Origin of the sequence: Actinomadura parmotrematis (genome assembly GCF_019458805.1) — a bacterium.
GTDB classification, from domain to species: domain Bacteria; phylum Actinomycetota; class Actinomycetes; order Streptosporangiales; family Streptosporangiaceae; genus Spirillospora; species Spirillospora parmotrematis.
Map to the genome: position 1 here is coordinate 259,085 of NZ_JAIBOA010000009.1, position 18,393 is coordinate 277,477.

The 18,393-nt window shown below is 72.9% G+C and carries 20 protein-coding genes; 7 read left to right on the forward strand and 13 right to left on the reverse strand.

Annotated features, from left to right (window positions below):
* The first annotated feature begins 97 nt into the window (after window positions 1-97).
* A complete protein-coding gene (gene lysX, locus K1Y72_RS16595) occupies window positions 98-3,385 on the forward strand; it encodes a bifunctional lysylphosphatidylglycerol synthetase/lysine--tRNA ligase LysX (protein WP_220167235.1) in 3,288 nt (1,095 codons plus the stop codon).
* 5 nt (window positions 3,386-3,390) lie between these two features.
* Here the strand turns inward: lysX and K1Y72_RS16600 are convergent, their stop codons facing one another.
* Complete coding sequence (locus tag K1Y72_RS16600) at window positions 3,391-3,933, reverse strand: hypothetical protein (RefSeq protein WP_220167236.1); 543 nt, start codon at window positions 3,931-3,933, stop codon at window positions 3,391-3,393.
* A complete protein-coding gene (locus K1Y72_RS16605; RefSeq protein ID WP_220167237.1) occupies window positions 3,930-4,433 on the reverse strand; it encodes an ATP-binding protein in 504 nt (167 codons plus the stop codon). The genes K1Y72_RS16600 and K1Y72_RS16605 overlap by 4 nt, the downstream gene beginning before the upstream one ends.
* Window positions 4,434-4,581: 148 nt before the next feature.
* Here K1Y72_RS16605 and K1Y72_RS16610 point away from each other — a divergent pair, with 148 nt between their 5' ends.
* The 4 genes from K1Y72_RS16610 to K1Y72_RS16625 all read left to right on the forward strand — a co-directional run bounded on the left by K1Y72_RS16610 (window position 4,582) and on the right by K1Y72_RS16625 (window position 6,413).
* On the forward strand, window positions 4,582-5,364 hold the full coding sequence (locus tag K1Y72_RS16610) for a helix-turn-helix domain-containing protein (protein ID WP_220167238.1): 783 nt from the start codon (window positions 4,582-4,584) through the stop codon (window positions 5,362-5,364).
* Entirely contained in the window at window positions 5,355-5,540 is a 186-nt protein-coding gene (locus tag K1Y72_RS16615; protein ID WP_220167239.1) for a DUF397 domain-containing protein, read from the forward strand. The genes K1Y72_RS16610 and K1Y72_RS16615 overlap by 10 nt, the downstream gene beginning before the upstream one ends.
* Before the next feature lie 243 nt (window positions 5,541-5,783).
* Window positions 5,784-6,038, forward strand: coding sequence for a DUF397 domain-containing protein (locus K1Y72_RS16620; RefSeq protein ID WP_308287108.1), 255 nt, complete (start codon window positions 5,784-5,786; stop codon window positions 6,036-6,038).
* Between the two features lie 189 nt (window positions 6,039-6,227).
* On the forward strand, window positions 6,228-6,413 hold the full coding sequence (locus tag K1Y72_RS16625) for a DUF397 domain-containing protein (RefSeq protein ID WP_220167240.1): 186 nt from the start codon (window positions 6,228-6,230) through the stop codon (window positions 6,411-6,413).
* Between the two features lie 365 nt (window positions 6,414-6,778).
* Here K1Y72_RS16625 and K1Y72_RS16630 read toward each other — a convergent pair whose 3' ends face one another.
* Window positions 6,779-7,594, reverse strand: a complete 816-nt coding sequence (locus tag K1Y72_RS16630; RefSeq protein WP_220167241.1) for an alpha/beta fold hydrolase — start codon at window positions 7,592-7,594, stop codon at window positions 6,779-6,781.
* An 84-nt stretch (window positions 7,595-7,678) separates the two neighbouring features.
* On the reverse strand, window positions 7,679-7,834 hold the full coding sequence (locus K1Y72_RS16635) for a hypothetical protein (protein WP_220167289.1): 156 nt from the start codon (window positions 7,832-7,834) through the stop codon (window positions 7,679-7,681).
* On the opposite strand from K1Y72_RS16635, the gene K1Y72_RS16640 reads away from it, so the two are divergent.
* On the forward strand, window positions 7,794-8,435 hold the full coding sequence (locus K1Y72_RS16640; protein WP_220167242.1) for a methyltransferase domain-containing protein: 642 nt from the start codon (window positions 7,794-7,796) through the stop codon (window positions 8,433-8,435). The two genes, K1Y72_RS16635 and K1Y72_RS16640, sit on opposite strands and share 41 nt — an antisense overlap.
* Window positions 8,436-8,442: 7 nt before the next feature.
* Here K1Y72_RS16640 and K1Y72_RS16645 read toward each other — a convergent pair whose 3' ends face one another.
* The 6 genes from K1Y72_RS16645 to K1Y72_RS16670 form a co-directional block, all read right to left on the reverse strand.
* Window positions 8,443-9,219, reverse strand: a complete 777-nt coding sequence (locus K1Y72_RS16645) for an SAM-dependent methyltransferase (RefSeq protein ID WP_220167243.1) — start codon at window positions 9,217-9,219, stop codon at window positions 8,443-8,445.
* Window positions 9,220-9,439: 220 nt separating this feature from the next.
* Window positions 9,440-9,943, reverse strand: a complete 504-nt coding sequence (locus K1Y72_RS16650) for a hypothetical protein (RefSeq protein WP_220167244.1) — start codon at window positions 9,941-9,943, stop codon at window positions 9,440-9,442.
* Complete coding sequence (locus tag K1Y72_RS16655) at window positions 9,934-10,206, reverse strand: hypothetical protein (RefSeq protein ID WP_220167245.1); 273 nt, start codon at window positions 10,204-10,206, stop codon at window positions 9,934-9,936. Before K1Y72_RS16655 ends, K1Y72_RS16650 begins: the two co-directional genes overlap by 10 nt.
* 26 nt (window positions 10,207-10,232) lie before the next feature.
* Entirely contained in the window at window positions 10,233-11,573 is a 1,341-nt protein-coding gene (locus K1Y72_RS16660) for an AMP-binding protein (RefSeq protein WP_220167246.1), read from the reverse strand.
* Window positions 11,574-11,674: 101 nt separating this feature from the next.
* Window positions 11,675-12,442: a MerR family transcriptional regulator gene (locus tag K1Y72_RS16665; RefSeq protein ID WP_220167247.1), complete on the reverse strand. Its 768-nt coding sequence runs from the start codon at window positions 12,440-12,442 to the stop codon at window positions 11,675-11,677.
* A 61-nt stretch (window positions 12,443-12,503) separates the two neighbouring features.
* A complete protein-coding gene (locus tag K1Y72_RS16670; RefSeq protein WP_220167248.1) occupies window positions 12,504-13,067 on the reverse strand; it encodes a TetR/AcrR family transcriptional regulator in 564 nt (187 codons plus the stop codon).
* 84 nt (window positions 13,068-13,151) lie between these two features.
* On the opposite strand from K1Y72_RS16670, the gene K1Y72_RS16675 reads away from it, so the two are divergent.
* On the forward strand, window positions 13,152-14,108 hold the full coding sequence (locus K1Y72_RS16675) for an NADP-dependent oxidoreductase (protein WP_220167249.1): 957 nt from the start codon (window positions 13,152-13,154) through the stop codon (window positions 14,106-14,108).
* Here the strand turns inward: K1Y72_RS16675 and K1Y72_RS16680 are convergent.
* The 3 genes from K1Y72_RS16680 to K1Y72_RS16690 form a co-directional block, all read right to left on the reverse strand.
* Window positions 14,095-14,634 (reverse strand): RBBP9/YdeN family alpha/beta hydrolase, encoded by a 540-nt coding sequence (locus tag K1Y72_RS16680; protein WP_220167250.1) that lies wholly within the window; start codon window positions 14,632-14,634, stop codon window positions 14,095-14,097. The two genes, K1Y72_RS16675 and K1Y72_RS16680, sit on opposite strands and share 14 nt — an antisense overlap.
* 226 nt (window positions 14,635-14,860) lie before the next feature.
* Window positions 14,861-15,142 carry a GlsB/YeaQ/YmgE family stress response membrane protein gene (locus tag K1Y72_RS16685; protein ID WP_220167251.1) on the reverse strand — a complete coding sequence of 94 codons (282 nt, stop codon included), beginning with the start codon at window positions 15,140-15,142 and terminating at the stop codon, window positions 14,861-14,863.
* A 134-nt stretch (window positions 15,143-15,276) separates the two neighbouring features.
* Window positions 15,277-18,354 (reverse strand): hypothetical protein, encoded by a 3,078-nt coding sequence (locus K1Y72_RS16690; RefSeq protein ID WP_220167252.1) that lies wholly within the window; start codon window positions 18,352-18,354, stop codon window positions 15,277-15,279.
* Window positions 18,355-18,393 lie beyond the last annotated feature (39 nt).

Sequence of the window (18,393 nt, forward strand, 5' to 3'; positions counted from 1 at the left end):
TAACGACCAGGTTCGGCGCACGCCGCGAGAACGAAGCGTGATGCAGGTGACAACCGGTACAAAGAAGAGAGCGCAGTTGAGCCGCGACGGGGGAACCATGACCGACGACGGGCTGGTCGGCAGGGGCCGCACCCTGATCGCCTCGGCACCGACGATCTTCTTCTGGTACACCCGGCTGTCGGGCGTGCTGTCCATCCTGTACTGGTTCTCCTCCGACCTGATCATCAAGATCGGGACGATCTGGGCGCTCCGCTGGATCTACCTGCTCGGCTTCTTCGCCAGCGTCCCCTGGGGCCTGCTGCTCATCCTGCTGTCGATGGGCATCAAGCGCCGCAAGAAGGCGGCCTGGCGCATCCTGGTGCTGCTGTTCGGGCTCTACTCGGCCTCCTCCGCGCTGTTCCTGCTGTCGGCGATCATGAATCCGGCGGACTACTCGGTGCCGCGCGCGATCGTGTCCATCGTCCTGCACTCCTCGGTCCTGCTGGTGCTCATCGCCGCGCGCGGCGAGTTCACCACGCTCCCCGACCGCGCCAACCGGCGCCTCGCCGCCCTCGTGTTCACCGTCCTGCTGGTGTTCAGCGGCAGCGTCGGCACCTGGATGGTCACCGCCACCGACCGCGACCCGGCAGGCGACTTCTGGACCCACCCCTGGTACGTGCTGCTGCAGACGGTGTTCGGCTCGGGCATCGACGGCGGCCGCATCCACGTCGACGTCCCCGGCTGGGTCGACATCATGATCACGGTGCTCGGCACCGGCGCGCTCATCATCACCTTCTGGGCGCTGTTCCGGCCCGGCCGCCGCGACCCCGTCCTCAGCACCGAGGAGGAGCTCGCCGCCCGCCGGCTGCTCGCCGAGTGGGGCGACGGCGACTCCCTCGGCTACTTCGCGCTCCGCCGCGACAAGGACGTCATCGTCGCCCCCAACGGCAAGGCCGCCATCGCCTACCGGGTCGACGGCAGCGTCTCGCTCGCCTCCGGCGACCCGCTCGGCGACCCCGAGTCCTGGGACCAGGCCATCGACACCTGGCTCGCCGAGTGCCGAGCGCACGCCTGGATCCCCGGCGCCGTCAGCGTCGGCGAGCGCGCCGCGCACATCTACAAGCGGCACGGCTTCGACGCGCTGGAGCTCGGCGACGAGGCGATCATCGACCTGACCGACTTCAGCCTCGACGGCCGCGAGATGCGCCAGGTCCGCCAGGCCGTCCGCCGCGTCGAGCGCGCCGGGTACACCATCCGCATCCGCCGGCACGCCCAGATCCCCGACTGGGAGATGGCCAAGCTCATCCGCAGCGCCGACGCCTGGCGCGGCGAGGAGACCGAGCGCGGGTTCTCCATGGCGCTCGGCCGCCTCGGCGACCCGACCGACGGGCGCTGCGTCATGGTCGAGGCGTTCGACGGCAAGGGCGAGCTGCGCGGCCTGCTCAGCTTCGTCCCCTGGGGCCGCAGCGGCCTGTCGCTGGACCTCATGCGCCGCGACCGCGCCGCCGAGAACGGCCTCAACGAGTTCATGATCGCCAAGCTCGCCGAGCGCGCCGCGCTCGTCGGCGCCCAGCACATCTCGCTGAACTTCGCCATGCTGCGGTCGGCGTTCGAGCGCGGCTCGCAGATCGGCGCCGGGCCGATCGCCCGCTTCTACTACCGGCTGCTGTCGTTCGCGTCCCGGTTCTGGCAGCTCGAATCGCTGTACCTGTCCAACGCCAAGTACCTGCCGCTTTGGCGTCCCCGGTTCATCTGCTACCAGCAGAGCCGCGACCTGCTCCGCCTCGGCGTCTCCTACGCCCGCGCCGAGGGGTTCGTCCCGAGCCTCAGCCGCCGCAAGCTCGACCGCGCCGCCAACATCGTGCCGTCGGCGGGCCTCGTCCAGCAGATCAAGGAGATCGAGGAGGCCGCGGACGCCGCCCGCGCCCCGCAGCGCCGCCTGTCCGAGCAGGAGCGCGTCCGGCACGCCAAGCTCGCCGAGATCCGCGCCGCGGGCCTGGACCCCTACCCGCTCGGGTTCGACCGCACCGACTACGCCGCCGGCGTCCGCGCGGGCTTCCCCGGCCTGGCCCCCGACACCCGCACCGGCACGGTCGTCGCGGTCGCCGGCCGCGTCGTGCTGGCCCGCGAGCACGGCCGGCTGATCTTCGTGTCGCTGCGCGACGAGACCGGCGACCTCCAGGTCATGCTGACCGAGGACGGCGTCGGCGCGGCCGCCCTGGACACCTGGAAGAAGATGATCGACCTGGGCGACCAGGTCGGCGTCACCGGCGAGGTCGTCACCTCCCGCACCGGCGAGCTGTCGGTCCTCGCCGACTCCTGGAAGCTCACCGCCAAGTGCCTGCGGCCGCTGCCCGACAAGCGGGCCGGCCTCGCCGACCCCGAGGCCCGCGTCCGCCAGCGCTACGTCGACTTCATCGTCAACGACGAGTCGCGCCGCATGCTGCGCATGCGCGGCGACGCCGTCGCCGCCGTCCGCGACACCCTCCGCGACCGCGAGTACCTGGAGGTCGAGACGCCGATGCTCCAGCCGGTGCACGGCGGCGCGACGGCCCGCCCGTTCACCACCCGCATCAACGCCTACAACATGCAGCTGTACTTGCGGATCGCGCCCGAGCTGTACCTCAAGCGGCTGCTCGTCGGCGGCGTCGGCAAGGTCTTCGAGCTGAACCGCAACTTCCGCAACGAGGGCGTCTCGCAGAAGCACAACCCCGAGTTCACGATGCTGGAGGCGTACGAGCCCTACGGCAACTACGACACCATGGCGACCCTGACCCGCGACCTCGTCGTCGCCGCCGCGCGGGCCGCGCTCGGCACGACCGTCGTCGTCCGCGACGGCGTCGAGTACGACCTCGGCGAGCCCTGGCGGGAGATCACCGTCTACGGGTCGGTGTCGCAGGCGCTCGGCGAGGAGGTCACCCCCGACACCCCGCTGCCCGCCGTGCACGCCCTCGCCGAGCGGGTGAACCTCAACTTCGACCCCGCGTGGGGGCAGGGCCGGCTCGTCCAGGAGCTGTTCGAGGCCCTCGTCGAGGAGGAGCTGAAGGCCCCCACCTTCGTCCGCGACTACCCCGCCGAGACCTCGCCCCTCACCCGCCCGCACCGCAAGGACCCGCGCCTCGCCGAGAAATGGGACCTCATCGTCTTCGGCCTGGAGCTCGGCACCGCCTACTCCGAGCTGATCGACCCGATCCTGCAGCGCCGCCGCCTCACCGAGCAGTCCCTCCAGGCCGCCGGCGGCGACCCGGAAGCGATGGAGCTCGACGAGGACTTCCTGCGCGCCCTGGAGTACGCGATGCCCCCGGCGGGCGGCATGGGCATGGGCATCGACCGGCTCCTGATCACCCTCACCGGCCGCTCGATCCGCGAGACGATCCCGTTCCCGCTCGTCCGTCCGGGCGGCTGACGCTCTTAGAGGGACCGCGACACGGCCCGCAGCCCGAGCCCCGCGAGCCACCGCCGCGCGCGCCCCCGCGCGGCCTCCTCGCCGCCGGGCTCGGGCCCGAGCGCCGGCACGGCCACATACCGCTCTCGCACGTCCCCGAGCCCGCCGTCTTCCAAGGGTTCATCGGGCTCCAGCAGATCCCCGCGCTCAAGGTCGAGGATCCAGGGCGCGGACCCGATCTCCTGCCCCAGCGCAACGGCGAGCGCCGTCAGATCCACCGCCAGCCCGGGCAGCGCGTCCCTCCTCGGGCACCCCAGCGCCGCCGCGACCTCAGCGGCGAGCTCGACGTCCCCGGGCTCCCCCCGCCCGTCCAGCTCCACCAGCGCCTTGCGCGCCAGCCCGGCAGCCCCCTCCGTCCCGGCCTCGACGGCAGCCACGAGGACGTCCCCGGCGTACTGGAGCACCGGCCCGAGCGGCCGATCGCGCAGCAGCGCCACCGCCGCCGCACCGTCACGGTGATAGGCGGCGGCGCGCAGACGGCTCAGAGCGCCGCTGTCCCACTGGCTCACACGTCCCTTTGTACCGTCCGTGTCCGACAGACGACCCCGGCACACCCCGATTCGGCCTCCATCACGGCGTCGAGCACCACCCACACGCTCTTGCCCCCACCCCGCAGAGGCACCCACCCGAGCTCCCGGACGAGGACGTCCAGCATGGCCAGCCCCCGCCCGTCCAAGCTGCCCAGATCCTCCCCCCGAATGACCGGCTCTCGATCACTCGCATCAATCACCTCGACCACCGCGCGCATCCCCTCATCGAGATAGATCCGAACCTCGATGGGACGGCTCCCCATCTCTCCATGCCGCAGCGCATTGGTGATCAGCTCGGAGACCACGACCTCCGCCCGATAGATCGACTCCTCCGCGAACAGATGATCGTAAAGCCAGTCCCCCACCCACCTCCGCCCGCACTTCACCCGCTCCGGTGAAGCCTCCACCTTCAGAATCGCCCGCCCATCCCTCGCCGCCGGCGGCGAGCCGATCTTGACCGGCCTGAAAAGTTCCCGCACGCCGCGCCCCTTCCCACTGCCGAATATCTGCCACTAGCCACATTCCTCGCCAGTGACGTACCGTGATAGACGAAACACGGAATGACACGATCAGCCTTAGAAGACCTCACCGGATCACCTCAGCTCCACCTCAGCGAAGGGATCAGCCATGGGCACTCGACAGGCGACCCCGGCACTCAGAAGGTTCGGCGACGTGGTCGACGGCTACCGGGTGGCCGCAAGCCTCACCCGCGCCCAGCTCGCAGCCCTGATCCCGCTCGCCCCCGGATACGTAGGGCAGATACTTCGGGGTATCAGTAAGTGCAGCAGAGAGGCGGCCGTGGAGCTCGACAAGAAACTAGGGGCGAACGGGGAGATCATTGAGGCATGGGACAAGTGGGTCGCCAAGTCCGACTCCCCCCGCTCCTTCGCCGACTTCTCCGAGTCCGAGCAGCGGGCGGCTACCATCCGCGCCGTCGACATCCTGCTGGTCCACGGCCTTTTCCAAACGGAGGACTATGCTCGCGCCCTACTGATCGATGATGAAGCGGTGCAGTACCGCATGCAGAGGCAGGCTCTCATCACCCGCGTGCCTACGCCGACCATCTTCTCCATCCTCGATGAGAGCACGCTCTACCGCATGGTCGATTCCAAAGCCATCATGCACGCCCAGATGGATCACCTGCTAGAACTATCTCACCACGACCACATCCGCATACAGGTGGCACCGCTCGCCTTCTACAGAGGAGTCAGCGGAACTTTCTCCATCGCCACCCAAGAAGACACGTCATCCGTCGCGTTCATCGAAAACACGATGCAAGGCGAGACGGTACGTGAAACCCGAACGGTGTTAAGACTCCTAGAGACATTCGGCAGGCTCCAGGCGGATGCTCTCAATACTTCAGAGACACGAGAGTTGATCAGAAAGGTTCAGGCGGAAAGATGGACATGAACAAGGCCACGTGGCGAAAGTCGAGCTACAGCAACGACAACGGCGCCTTGTGCATTGAACTGGCGGCCACTGCCGACCTGGTCGCCGTCCGCGACAGCAAGTCCCCCGAGACCGGCCACATCCCCCTCACCCGCGACACCTTCCGCAAACTCTCCGCAACCATCAAGTCCCTCTGAACCAGCCTCACCCCCACCGCACCCGCAAAGCGCAACCAAAGCCGCCCCCGAAAGTTGAGATGCGGCGTGTTGACCGCTTTCGATCTTCAAAACGGTCAACACGCCGCATCTCAACGTCCGGCGACCATGCGGTCACCGATGCTGATCCGACGCAGCGGGACTGCTAGCAGAGCGCGGTCGAGGCTTTTCGGCAAGCGAATCCGAGCGCGGCGTTAGGCCCCCGGATCATGAGGGCGCACCAACGTGGGCAAGCCCGAGGTCACCGCCGGCTATCGCGTCGGCAGAGCGCATCAGAAGGGTGCTGGAAGAAAGATGGACATGACAGAAGCCAACTGGCGAAAGGCGTCCCGCAGCCTGTCCAATGGCGGCGAATGCGTCGAACTGGCGGCCACCGCCGACCTGGTAGCCGTCCGCGACAGCAAATCTCTCGACACCGGCTACATTCCCCTCACCCGCAATACCTTCCGAAAGCTCTCCGCAACCATCAAGTCCCTCTGAACCAGCCCCATCCCCACCGCACCCGCAAAGCACAACGAAAGCCGCTCCCGAACGTTGAGATGCGGCGTGTTGGCCCCTTTCGATCTCCACAGACCCCAACACGCCGCATCTCAACCCCGCCGAACCGATATCCGCTGGCGTCCTCACTCGGTAGGGACACGAGCCCGTCAGAGAGGTGCAGGCAGAACGATGGACTTGAGCGATGGCGAGTGGCACAAGGCGTCTTACAGCACCGTTGAGAATGACAACTGTGTTGAACTCGCGGCGTTTCTCCAAACGGTCGCCGTCCGCGACAGCACGTCCCCCACGACCGGCCACATCCTCCTCACCCGCGACACCTTCCGCAAGCTCGCAGCGGTCATCAAAACCCTTTAATCCCCTCGGCGTTCCAGCGCTTCGGCGGGCCGTACCCGGAGCCACCGGAAATTCGGGATGCGGTGTGTCGGATACTTGCGATCCTCACGAACATCAGCACGCCGCGCCCCGGTTTCCCTGACCTGGCGGTCACCCGGCACCCGTCCGGCGTAGTAGGTCGGCAGGCGGCCGCCAGAGCGGGGGTGAGGCCCTACGGCAGGCGCATCCGAGCCTAAGCGGTCGTCCACCGGATGCAGTAGGGCCAGGCCGCTCCCCGCCGCCAGGGATGTTCCGCGGTCTGAGGCCGCGCGGATCTCGCGGCCGCCCGCCGCGCCGCCGTACCCGGAGGGCCGATCATGGGCGAAGGCCCCCCGGGCCATGGCGTCTCAGCAGCGCTTGACGAAGTCCAGCAGGTCGGCGTTGATCTGGTCCTTGTGGGTGAAGAAGATGCCGTGGCTGGCGGTCGGGTACTCCTTGTAGTCCGCGTCGGGGATCAGCTCGGCGGTGCGGCGGCCGGTGGCGTCGATCCGCGCGGAGGAGTCGAGCGTCCCGTGGATGACCAGGGCGGGGATGGAGATCTTTCGCAGGTCGTCCCGGTGGTCGTGGTGGAAGGCCGAGGCGAAGAACTCGGTGGTCGCCCGCGGGGAGGTCGCCAGGCACTGGCCGATGGTGTGCTCGACCATGGCCGGCGACACCTCGTTGAGATGGGTCGCGAACCAGAGCTGGGCCTGCCGGGCGAACCACTTGGGACGGTCGGTCCGGAACGCCTGGAGAATGCTCTGCAACGCGATTTCGGGAACGCCTTCGGGGTTGTCGTCGGTCAACTTGAGGAAGGGCAGGATGGCCGAGATGAACACGGCGCCGGCGACACGGTCCTCGCCGTGCCGGGCCAGGTAGCGGGCGACCTCGGCGCCGCCCATCGAGTGCCCGACCAAGATGACGTCGTCCAGGTCGAGGTGCTCCAAGAGCGCCGCGACATCGTCAGCGCTGGTGGTGAGGTCGTATCCGGTCGAAGGACGGTCGGAACGACCGTGACCGCGACGGTCCAGCGTCACGCAGCGGTAGCCCTGCTCCACCAGGAACGGGACCTGGTACTCCCACATGTCGCTGGACAGAGCCCAGCTCGACAGCAGCACGATCGGCCGCCCCTGCCCGTAGTCCTCGTACGCCAGGCGGGTGCCGTCGTTGACCTCGAAGAACATTGTCACTCCTCAGCTCGATGAGTCCATCTTGCCGGAGAAGATCAACAGTGGGCGATTACGTACGGGGTAATGGGGGCTCTTACATCACGACGCGTGGAAGGGCTTGGCGATCGGGCCGGCGATGCGGGGAGCGGCTTGGTAGCGGACGGCGAACTCGTCGTACCGGGTAGCCGCCGCGCGGTGGCTTTCGAGGCGGTAGGTGCTGCACTCCAACACGTGCCGGGCGCGGTGGCCGATCACGCAGAACGCCGGTGGCCGTCCGCAGGCGGCGCCCTTCGACCGGGTTCATGCGACGTGCGCGGTGGCGCGCGTGCCGTACGCGTGGGTGGAGCAGACCCGGCCGGGCGGGGTGATCGTGACCCCGTACGCCCCGGGCTTCGGGTCCAGCCACGAGTTGCGCTTGGTGGTGCTGCCCGGCGGAACGGCGGTGGGGCGGTGCACCGGCCACGCCTCGTACATGATGATGCGCTCGCAGCGCCACCCCGCCTGGGACGGCCCACGCTCGGGCGGAGCCGTCTCGACGACCGACATCGACTCCCGCACCATCAGCTACGCCCCTGCAGGCGCGGATCTGGCGATGGGCGCCGCGCTGCCCGGCGTCCAAGCCCACCACGACGGCCCGACCTACACGCTGCGCCTGTGGTCTCCCGACGCCTGGGCGACCGCCACCTACCGGCCCGACAGTGCGGACTACACCGTCGAGCAGTCCGGCGACCGTCCCCTCTGGGACCAGGCCACCACCGCCTACTTCGCGTGGATCGCTCACGGCAGCCCCGGCCGCGACCGCTTCACCCTCACCGTCACCCCCGACGGTGACCGCGTCCATCTCGACCGCGCTTGAGGGTGGTTCAGGCGGGTTTGCGGGCGATGATGACGCCGAAGCTGGTCCAGCGGCCGGCGTCGACGCGGAGGGTGGCGGGGTCGCCGTCGGGGTCGGCCTTGGCGAAGGGGTCGTGGCGGGCGAACTCGTCCCACCAGGCGGTGGCGTCGGCGGCGTACTCGGCGTGCAAGATCTCGAAACCGACCGCTGCGACGTGGGCGACGGTGCTGTCCAGGTCGCTGAAGCACTCGGCCCAGGAGAAGTCTCCCCTGGTCACGTAGGGGCGTAGGTCGTCGGGGATGGGGACGTCCAGGTGCATGGGCTCACCGAGGCCGAACACGCCGCCGGGCGCCAGGACGCGGTGGATCTCGCCGAGCGCGTCGCGGTAGCCGGCCTCGCCCTTCATCGCGCGGATCATCTCCAGCGCGGTGGTCGAGTAGGCGAAGTCGAAGGAGCCGGTGGCCAGCCCGGTGTCGGGGACGCCCGCCTTGAGGGCGAGGACCCGGTGCGCGACGCCCCACGCGCGGGCGTTGCCGATGACGTGGTCGACCATGGGGCGCCCGTCCTCGCGGTCGTCCCACGGGTCGAGCGCGAGCGCGGTGACCCCGTACTCCCGGGCCAGGAAGCAGGTCTGCAGCCCGCGGTTGGCGCCGACGTCCAGCAGCGTCGCGCCCTCCCGCAGCCCCATCGCGTCCGCCATGTGCTCGGCCAGCCGCAACCCGCCCGGCCCGCTGCACTGGGCGTAGACGTGGTCGAGGTCGGGATGGGCGGCGGCGCGGCGACCGCCGCGATCAGAGTGGCGCATGAACCAAGCCTGTCCCACCGCCCTCCCCGCCCCCATCGTCGCCCCCGGCCCGTCGCACCCCGTGCGAGCGCGGGCTCCACTGCCCCCGCCCGGATGACCGATCGGTCACCGAGCGTTGACTTGCGGCGTGTTGTGTGATTGAAACGTTTCAATCACGCAACACGCCGCAAGTCAACGAAGAGCGACCAGGTGGTCATGGCGAGGAGGGGCCGACCGGCGGTCAGGGGGCGAGGCGCCGGGTCGTGGGCCGGCCTTTGAGGTTGGGGAGACCGCGCAGGTACTTCTCGCACTGGGTGGCGAAGTCCTCGCCCGGGTCGTGCAGGCGGGTCCGCTCGATGAAGCGGTGGGGGTCGGTGATGGGTGCGGGCAGCAGGGGGATCTCGGCGATGAACTCGCCGTGGCCCTCGATCGCCGCGGCGAGGGCGATGGCCGCGGCGAGGACCACGCCCACGCAGGTGCGGGTCGGGCTCGCGGAGAGTTCCACCGGGTCCTCGGGACGGTGGGCGAGCAGCAGAAGACTCGTGCGTTCCCGATAGCCGTCCGCGATCAGGTCGAGGGAGTGGGCGGAGAGTCGCTCGCCGAGCAGGGTTCCGGGCGGGGCGGCGACCGTCAGTGCGGGCGGGGCGAGGGCCGCCGGCAGGGTTCCCAGGACGTCGTGCGCGGTGCGCAGCAGCGCGGTGAGGGCGATGGGTCCGGGGACGGTCGCGATGAGGTCTACCGACATGCCGGTCGACCGTCCGGCGTCCGGTGGCGGCCGGCGATGGCGCGGGCCGTCTGGATGATGTCCGCCAGCAGGGCGGCCGGGACGTCGCCGCTTCGCGGGGCGATGCTCGCCACGGCGTCGTTCCGATCGCCGCCGTCGGGAAGGGCGACGGCGACGAGACCCTCCCGTCCGCCCAGGCCGGCGAAGTGGAACTCGATGAGGTGTTCGCTGCCGGGCGCGTCGAACGTCTCGATCACTTCGACCTTCCGGTCTCCGATTCTCATCGCATCACGCTAGGGCCTCGGGTGGGTCAGAGGTCGATGAGGTCGAAGGTGCCTTGGGCCGCTTGGGCGCGGAGGGTTTTCTTGTCGGGAGCGCCGGTCGTCGTCTTGGGGACTTCGGGGACGAAGGCCCAGCGTTCCGGGAGGGTGCGGTACGGGACGTGGGTGGCCAGGTAGGTGCGGAGGAGGTCGGCGGTCTTCTCGGCGGGGTAGCGGAGGCCGTTGTGGAGGGCGACGACCGCGAGGGGGCGCTCGCCCAGGCGGTCGTCGGGGACGGCGACGACGGCGGCCTCGGCGACCGTGGAGTGGCGGAGGAGGTGCCGCTCCAGCTCGGCGGCGGGGATGCGCTCGTTGCCGGACCTGATGACGTCGTCCGCCGGGACGTCGGCGGGGACAGGGGCGGCGTCCGGGCCCGGGAGGTGCCGGAGGGTGACGCCGAGGGCGTCGTAGCCGCGCACCAGGGACGCCGGGCAGGTCGCGCCGAGGACGGCGCCGGAGATCAGGGAGGAGAGGTCCGCGGACGGGTCGGTGCGGACGTGGTCGAGGAGGGCCTCCCAGACGGCGGCGGTCGCCACTCCCCTGGTGGGGCGGGCGGCGGCGACGAAGGCGGCGAGGGCGGCCGGGGCCAGGAAGCGGTCGGGGAGGGCCAGGGACGCGCCGGTCAGGAGGGCCGCGTAGGGCAGGCTCCAGGCCGGTTCCGCCGAGTGCGGGACGGCGACCAGGAAGGTGTCGCCGCTCGACAGCGCGAGGGCGTCGGGCAGCACGGACGACAGTGCCCGCAGGTAGAGCGAGCGGTGGCTGTGCACGACCCGTTCGAGGTCGCCTCCGGTGTCGCGGACGTGGCAGAGGGCCGCGGCGGCGCGCTCGTCCTGGTCCGGCCAGGCGTACTCGCCGGGACGGTCCGCCAGCAGTTCGGCGTAGGCGTGGACGGTGACGCCGGCCGGCGGGTCGAGGGGGGAGCCGCCGGTGACGACGACGTGGCGGAGCACCGGGATGCGGGGCAGCAGGGGCGCGGCCAGCGGGGCGAGGGAGCCGTCCAGGACGAGCACCTCGGCGCCGCCGTCGCGGGCGCTGCGGCAGAGCGGCCCGGCGGGCAGGCCGGCGTCCAGGGGGTGCAGGACGGCGCCCATGGCGGGCACCGCGAGGGCGCATTCCAGGTGCTCGCGGTCGCTCCACATGAGGGTGGCGACGCGGTCGCCGGGGGCGACGCCGAGCGCGGTGAGCGCGTGCGCGAGGCGGGCCGCGCCCGCGCGCAGCAGCGCTCCGTCGGCGGTGCGGGCGCCGTTCCCGGCGGCGGTCGTGACGGTGCCGCCGGGGAGCCCCAGGAGCCGGGTGATCAGCAGCGGGGCGTCCTGCACGGTGCTCAGCATCGGCGATCCATCCGTCGGCGCGAGGTTGTTACCAGTGGGTGTTACCGGTCAGTACCGGAATGGGCGCGAGCGTAGACCATGGGGCGGGTTCTGTCACGGGGTCAGGCGGGCGGGGGCTCCTCGCCCGCGCGGAGGTCGCGGCGGAGGTCGTCCATCTCCTTGGCGACGCGGCGGTCCATGGCCCGGTTGAAGTGCTCGTCGGCGACGGTGCGGGCGACCGGCCGGAGCCGGTCGACGACGGCCGCGAGGCCCTCCAGGTCGGCGCCGGAGGGGTGCGTGCCGGGTCCGGCGACGCGGTCGATCAGGTGGGTGCGGATGAGGCGGACGAGGCCGTAGGCCATCCGGTCGAAGGCGGCCTCCAGCTCCCAGGCGACGGGCAGGATCGCCGTCAGCGGGATGCCCGCCCGGACGAGCTCGGCGGTCGCCTCCAGCAGCCGGGCGCTCGTGTGCAGGACGCGGCCGCCCTCGACGCGCAGGTAGCCGAGCTCGACGGCCTCAGCGAGGGTGGCGTCGGTGACCTGGTCGCCGAACAGCTCGACGAGCCGGTCCCGGCCGATCTCCACCGGGGTCTGCTCGGCCCAGGGCGCGGTCACCGCCCGCTCGAAGCCGAGCAGCTCGACGACGCCGCGGCCCTCGCCGGCGGCGGCGAGCAGCTCCTCGATGCCGTCCAGCCGGTGGCCGCGCTCGACCAGCTCGGCGATGAGCCGCAGCCGGTCCAGGTGGGCGGACGAGTACCAGGCGGTCCGGCCGCGCCGCTCGGGCGGCGGCAGCAGCCGGCGCTCCTGGTAGTAGCGGAGCGTGCGCACCGGGACGCCGGCCGCCGCCGCCAGCTCCTCGACGCGGTACTCCTCGGCCGGCTGCTCGTCCATGTCCCCCCTCGTTCCGGGCACGACCCTCCCATTACGGGCCGGGACGGTCCACCGGTTCGGGTCAGCGCGCGCGCAGCCCGCCGAGGATCAGCTCGATGAGCCGCTCGCGGCGCGCGGCGAGGACCGGCGACTGGTCGACGACGGTCGCGACGCCCCCGGCCAGCGCGAACAGGTCGCCGCCGTCCACGTCGGGGCGGATGTCCCCGGACGCCTGCGCGCGCGCGAGGAGCCGCCCGCCCGCTTCCCGGAAGGCGTCGCAGGACGCTTTGAGGGGCGAGTCGCCGTCCGCGCTCGCCATGAGCGACGGGGCGAGTCCCCGGTACACCGTCGTCCCGGCGGTGAACTCGTCCAGCCAGGCGGTGAGCGCCTCCAGGGGCGGCAGTTCGGCGGCGAGGGCGTCCGCGCGGGCGGCGAGCCGGTCGAACCGGGCGCCGAGCAGCGCGCCGAGCAGCTCCTCGCGGGTGGCGAAGTGGCGGTAGAGGGTGCCCATGCCGACGCCGGCGCGGCGGGCGATGTCGCGGAGGGACGCCTGCGCGCCCTGCTCCGCGACGACCTCGGCGGCGACGTCCAGCAGGATCGCGCGGTTGCGCCGGGCGTCGGCGCGCGGGGCGCGGGGCTCGGTCATGGCGGGATCCTAGGCGTTGACAGACGGAGCACTGCTCCGGTTATTATCCGGAGCACTGCTCCACTTTACTCCGGGAGAGAAGCGATGCGCGCGATCCGCGTTCACGAACAGGGCGGCCCCGGCAAGCTCCGGCTGGACGAGGTCCCCGTCCCCGAGCCCGCGCCGGGCGAGGTCCTGCTCCGCGTCCGCGCGGCGGGCCTGAACCCGCCCGACTGGTACATCCGGTCCGGCTTCGGGCAGGTCCCGGCCGGCATGCGGCCGGAGATCCGCTTCCCGTTCACGCCCGGTTCGGACGCCTCCGGCGTCGTCGAGGCGCTCGGCCCGGACGCGGACGGGCTCGCGGTCGGCGACGAGGTGTTCGGCATGATCCGGTGGGGCGATCTCGGCAACGCCGGCCGCACCTACGCCGAGTACGCGACCGCTCCCGTCGCCCACCTGGCCCGCAAGCCCGCCTCGATCGACCACGTGCACGCCGCCGCCGTGCCGATGTCGGGCCTCACCGCCCTGCAGAACCTCTACGGCGAGGTCGATCCGCAGGAGGGGAGCCGCGTGCTCGTCATCGGCGCGGCGGGCGGCGTCGGGCACTTCGCCGTGCAGCTCGCCAAGGCGCGCGGCGCGCACGTCGTCGCCGTCGCGTCCGGGCGCCACGCGGCGTTCCTGAAGGAGCTCGGCGCGGACGAGGTCGTCGACTACACCGCCGGCCCCTACGAGGACGCGACCGGCGGCATCGACCACGCCGTGGACTGCGTCGGCGGCCCGGAGGCCAGCCGGGTGCTGCGGGCGGTGCGCGACGGCGGCACCGTCACGCCGATCTTCTTCGGCGACTACCGCGAGGACGAGGCCGCCGCGCGCGGCATCACCTTCCCCCGCACGCGCGTGTTCTCCAGCGGCGAGGGCATGGCCGAGCTCGCCGGGCTGCTGGAGGAGGGCGTCCTGCGGGCGGCCGTCGAGCGGACGTTCGCCCTGGAGGACGCGGTCGCGGCGCACGAGCGCGCCGAGCGGGGCCACCTTCAGGGCAAGCTCGTGCTCACCGTCGGTTGAGCGTCTTCTCCAGCTCGGCGAGGAGCCGCTCACCCTCGGGCCAGGGACCGAAGCCGGCGTCGATGTTGAGGTGGCCGGCGGCGCCGGCGTCGTGGAAGCGGGCGCCCCAGGCGTCCGCGAAGTGCCGGGCGCGGTCGAGGGACATGTAGGCGTCGTCGCGGCTGCCGACGAGGATCGCCGGGAACGGCAGCGGCCCGTCCGGGATCGGCGCGAAGTTCCGGATGTCGGGGATGTCGAGGCGGTCCATGTCGGGCGGGGCGACGAGGAGCGCGCCGCGCGCCCCGGCCCCGCCGGTGCGGGCCGCCCACTCCACGACGGTCAGCACGCCGAGGCTGTGGGCGACGAGGACGGGCGGCGCGGCCCGCGCGGCGATCGTCTCGCCGAGGCGGGCGACCCAGGCGTCCCGCTCGGCGACGTCCCAGTCGTCCTGCTCGACCCGGACGGCGCCGGGCACGGCCTCCGCCCACCGGGACTGCCAGTGCCCCGGCCCGGAGCCCTGCCAGCCGGGGACGATCACGATGCTCATGGGCGGATTATGGCGCACCCGCACCATCCGGCCCGGAACCGCACCGGCGTTTCACCGGCGGACGCACCGTGGCCGCCCGGTCACCCTTCGCGGCAGGTTTATCGAACTGTGACAAGAAAGGCGTCCGGCCTTTCCTGCGGCGTTCCTGAATGGTCATGCGGAAAGGCCGGAGGCCGGGGTCCCGCGAGGGGTGCCCCGGCCTCCGGCCGAGCGGTCGCGCTACCGGTTACCGGCGGGTACCGGTGTGGCTGCGGCGCTGGACGGCGGCGACGATGGCGACGCCCACCGCGGCGAGGGCGACCTGCATGAGCAGCTCGATCCAGTCGATGCCGTCGGTGTGGTCGACGCCGATCTGCTGCGCGATCGCGGTGCCGAGGAGCGCGGCGACGATGCCGACGCCGATGGTCAGCAGGATGCCGATCGGCTGGCGGCCGGGCAGCGCCAGGCGGCCCAGGACACCGATGACGGCGCCGACGACGATGGCGATAAGAATGGTGGTGACGGTCACGGTCCGACCTCCTCAGCAGGGGTACTGTCGGGTCCTGATATGCCCGTCCCATGGCGTCTACACCTCGCCGCCCAAAGAAAAAAGAAATCATTCGAGGGGCTTTGAAAGGCGCGGCAGAGGGCAGAGGAAGCCGTTCAGCCCTCGCGGTGCGTGTTCAGCGCGAACCGCAGCCGGGCGCTCGCGAGGAGCGCCTCGTCGGCGGGGATGCCGAGCCGCTCGCGGGCGGCGTCCACCACGGCGTCGTCGTCGAGTCCGGGCCGCTCGGCGAGCACGGCGGCGACGGCCGCGACGAGCTCGGGACGCTTGTAGGCGGCGATGGAACGCGACTGCGCCGGCGGCGGCGGGCCCGCCTCGGCGCGCGGCCGGGGGCGGGGACGCGGCGCCGGTCTCGGGGCCGGTGCCTGGCCCGGGTTCTCGTCGAAGGCGACGCGGACGGGCGCGGGCGGCACGGCGGTCCCGTCGGCGGGCGAGGACCAGGCGTCGGCGCGCGGTGCCGGGGAGGCAGGGAAGCGTTCCAGCAGGACAGTGAACAGTGACGCCGTCGCCGAGACCGGCAGCGGGCCGGGGAGCCGCCCGGCGGGCGGCGGCAGGTCGGGTCCGGGCGCGCCGGTGAGGATGACGCGGGGCGCGAGCCAGAGCAGGAACAGGCCCTCGGCGCCCGCGCCGTGGTCGCCGTCCACCACGACGGCGTCGAAGGAGTCGGGGTCGGGCGGGAGCAGGTCGGGGATCTGCCAGAGCGGCGCGATCCAGGACGGCGCCGGGTCGGGGCGGTCCAGCGCGGCCGCCCAGGCGCGGGCGGCGGTCAGCTCGGCGGCGGCCGCGCGGTGGACCTCCTCCGCTTCGGCGAGCGCCTCGCGGGCGCCCGCGTCGGCGGCGCCGTGCGCCGGGCCCGCGGCGAGCGCCCACGCCTCCTCCCAGTGCGCGAGGCGGTCCGGCCAGGCCGGATCGGGCGTGCGGAGCAGCGCGGCGAGCTCGGGGTGGACGTCGCGGATGCGGTCCAGCAGCTCGGCGCGGCGCAGCTGGCGGGCGCGCAGGCGGCGCGCGGTGCCGAGATCGGCGAGCGCCCGCGCGTACGCGTCGGGGTCGCGGGCCTCGATGGCGGCGCGCGCGGCGTGCAGCTCGGGCGGGTCGTGCGGGCTCGCCGGGACCGCGTCGCGCAGCGCGGCGAGGTCGATCGCGGCGCGCTCGGCCTCGCGGGCGTCGACGACGGCGGCGAGCGCGGCGCTGAACCCGTACCACTGGAGCGGGTGGGTGATCGGGATGCCCGAGCCGGTGAGCAGCTCGCCGACGTCCTCGATCGCCGGCAGGATCGCGCGGATCCGGGCGAGGCGGGCGTGCGCGCGGCGGAACCGGGTGATGCGGTCCTCCAGCGGGACGCCCGCCGGGAACGACACGTCGGCGTCCTCCCAGGCGCGCTGCAGCTCCGCGCAGATGAGCAGCACCGACAGGTGCGCGTAGGCGGCCTCCATCCGCTCGGGCGTGCTGAGCGGCTGCCCGTCCACCCGCACCGCGAGCAGCAGCCGCTCGGCCTGGCGGTGCGAGCCGGACCGGCGGGTGGCGCGCTTGCCGGACGCGGCCGCCGACAGGTGGCGGCGCAGGTCCTCGGCGGCGCTCGCGAGGCGGCGGGCGTCGGCGCCAGGCGGGATCGTCACCTCGCGGCCGGCGATCGCGTCGAGCGCCTCGTCGGCCCACTCCACCTGCGGGGTGAGGTCGGCGATCCGCGCCCACACGCCGGGACGGCGCCGGGCGAGCGCGTCGGTGAAGGCCCGCACCGCGTGGTCGACGAGGTTCCAGGAGCCGGGGTGGCCGGTGAGGCCGAGCTCGCGGAGCACGCCGTCGACGGCGGCGGCGTCGCGGCCGAGGCGCTCCAGCAGCGCGGGGTCGCAGCGCCGCAGGCGCCGCGCGATCTCGGTGTCGGCGCGGGCCGCCCGTCCCGCCGCCGACGCCTCGCTGCGGACGAGCGAGCGGACGTAGCGGGCGCTCGGCAGCGACGCCGGGTCGACGTCGAGGTGGCCGGTGCGGTCGGGCGAGCGGTCGTCCGCCGCGCGCGGCAGCTCGGCGGCCTCGGCCGCGGTGAGCGGCGGCCGGGCGGGCAGCCCGGCGCGCGGCGGGATCCAGGCGTGCGCGGCGGGCGCGACCGGCCCGGCCGGGAGCGGCTCGCGCAGCTCGGCGACGCGGCGGGCCGCCGCGGCCTCGCGGGCGGCGAGGTCGCGCAGCGTCCCGGGCCCGAGGCGGGCGGCGCGGAACGTCGCGGCGGCGCGGTCCGCGGTGCCGGGCAGCGCGACGAGCGTCGCGATCCCGGCGGGCAGCGCGTCGTGCAGGGCCGCGGCGGCGGACGCGTCACCGGTGGCGACGAGCACCCGCGCGCCGCGGGCCAGCAGGTTCGTGACGACCGCGGCGGTGCCGTCCTCGACGTGCAGGACCGGCGACCGCCCGCCCGGCGCGACGAGCCGCGCGAACCCCGCCGGCACCCGCCCCTGCGCGATCATCCGGTCGTAGTGGCCGGCGAGGTGCGCGCGGTCGGGGCCGCGGACGACGAGGGCGGGCGCGAGCCGGATCCGCGGCGGCCCGGCCGCCGGGTCCTCCGGCGCCCAGTCCTCGCGGAACGCCACGCTCTCCCCCTCGCCCGCGACCGCGCCCCACTTGCGCAGCACGTCGGCGGCCGAGGCGTTCAGCCCGAAGCCCTGCCCCGCCTGCACGGCCTCGCGCAGCCAGTCGGTGCGGTCGGTGCGGAAGCCCGGCAGCCCGGCGACGAGCTCGCGGTCGCGCAGCACCGCCGGGCCGGTGAGGACGACGTCGACGCGCTCGGTCCGCGCGTCCACCTCGATCCGCACCGGGGTGGTGAGCAGGTGGTCGTGGACGGGCCGGCGGGTGAGCAGCCCGGTCGCGAGGACGGTGTCGGCGCCGCGCAGCGCGGCGAGGTCGCGGAGCGTCCGGTACCAGTGCCGCAGCGCGAGCCAGCCGCCGAGGTCCTCCTCGGCGGCCGGCGGCGACGCCGGGATGACTGGGACGCCGAACAGCACGTCCCCGGGCCCGGCGTCGGCCTCCACGTACACCTCGTGCGGCAGCTCGGCGAGCCAGTGCACCCGGGGCCGGGCGGCGAGGTCGCGGCCCGGGGCGCCCCGGGCCGCGGCGAGGTCGCGCAGGGCGGTCAGCAGGCGGGCGGCGTCGGCACCGGTGTCCGGCCCGGCTCCCGGCCCTGCCCTCGCCACCGCGGCTCCTTCCCCAGGGGGATCGGCTGAGCCCGATCT

Coding starts and splice junctions, on each gene's coding strand:
- lysX (WP_220167235.1), top strand. CDS start 98: ATGACCGACGACGGGCTGGTCGGCAGGGGCCGCACCCTGATCGCCTCG.
- K1Y72_RS16610 (WP_220167238.1), top strand. CDS start 4,582: ATGGGCACTCGACAGGCGACCCCGGCACTCAGAAGGTTCGGCGACGTG.
- K1Y72_RS16615 (WP_220167239.1), top strand. CDS start 5,355: ATGGACATGAACAAGGCCACGTGGCGAAAGTCGAGCTACAGCAACGAC.
- K1Y72_RS16625 (WP_220167240.1), top strand. CDS start 6,228: ATGGACTTGAGCGATGGCGAGTGGCACAAGGCGTCTTACAGCACCGTT.
- K1Y72_RS16630 (WP_220167241.1), bottom strand. CDS start 7,594: ATGTTCTTCGAGGTCAACGACGGCACCCGCCTGGCGTACGAGGACTAC.
- K1Y72_RS16645 (WP_220167243.1), bottom strand. CDS start 9,219: ATGCGCCACTCTGATCGCGGCGGTCGCCGCGCCGCCGCCCATCCCGAC.
- K1Y72_RS16650 (WP_220167244.1), bottom strand. CDS start 9,943: ATGTCGGTAGACCTCATCGCGACCGTCCCCGGACCCATCGCCCTCACC.
- K1Y72_RS16655 (WP_220167245.1), bottom strand. CDS start 10,206: ATGAGAATCGGAGACCGGAAGGTCGAAGTGATCGAGACGTTCGACGCG.
- K1Y72_RS16660 (WP_220167246.1), bottom strand. CDS start 11,573: ATGCTGAGCACCGTGCAGGACGCCCCGCTGCTGATCACCCGGCTCCTG.
- K1Y72_RS16665 (WP_220167247.1), bottom strand. CDS start 12,442: ATGGACGAGCAGCCGGCCGAGGAGTACCGCGTCGAGGAGCTGGCGGCG.
- K1Y72_RS16670 (WP_220167248.1), bottom strand. CDS start 13,067: ATGACCGAGCCCCGCGCCCCGCGCGCCGACGCCCGGCGCAACCGCGCG.
- K1Y72_RS16675 (WP_220167249.1), top strand. CDS start 13,152: ATGCGCGCGATCCGCGTTCACGAACAGGGCGGCCCCGGCAAGCTCCGG.
- K1Y72_RS16680 (WP_220167250.1), bottom strand. CDS start 14,634: ATGAGCATCGTGATCGTCCCCGGCTGGCAGGGCTCCGGGCCGGGGCAC.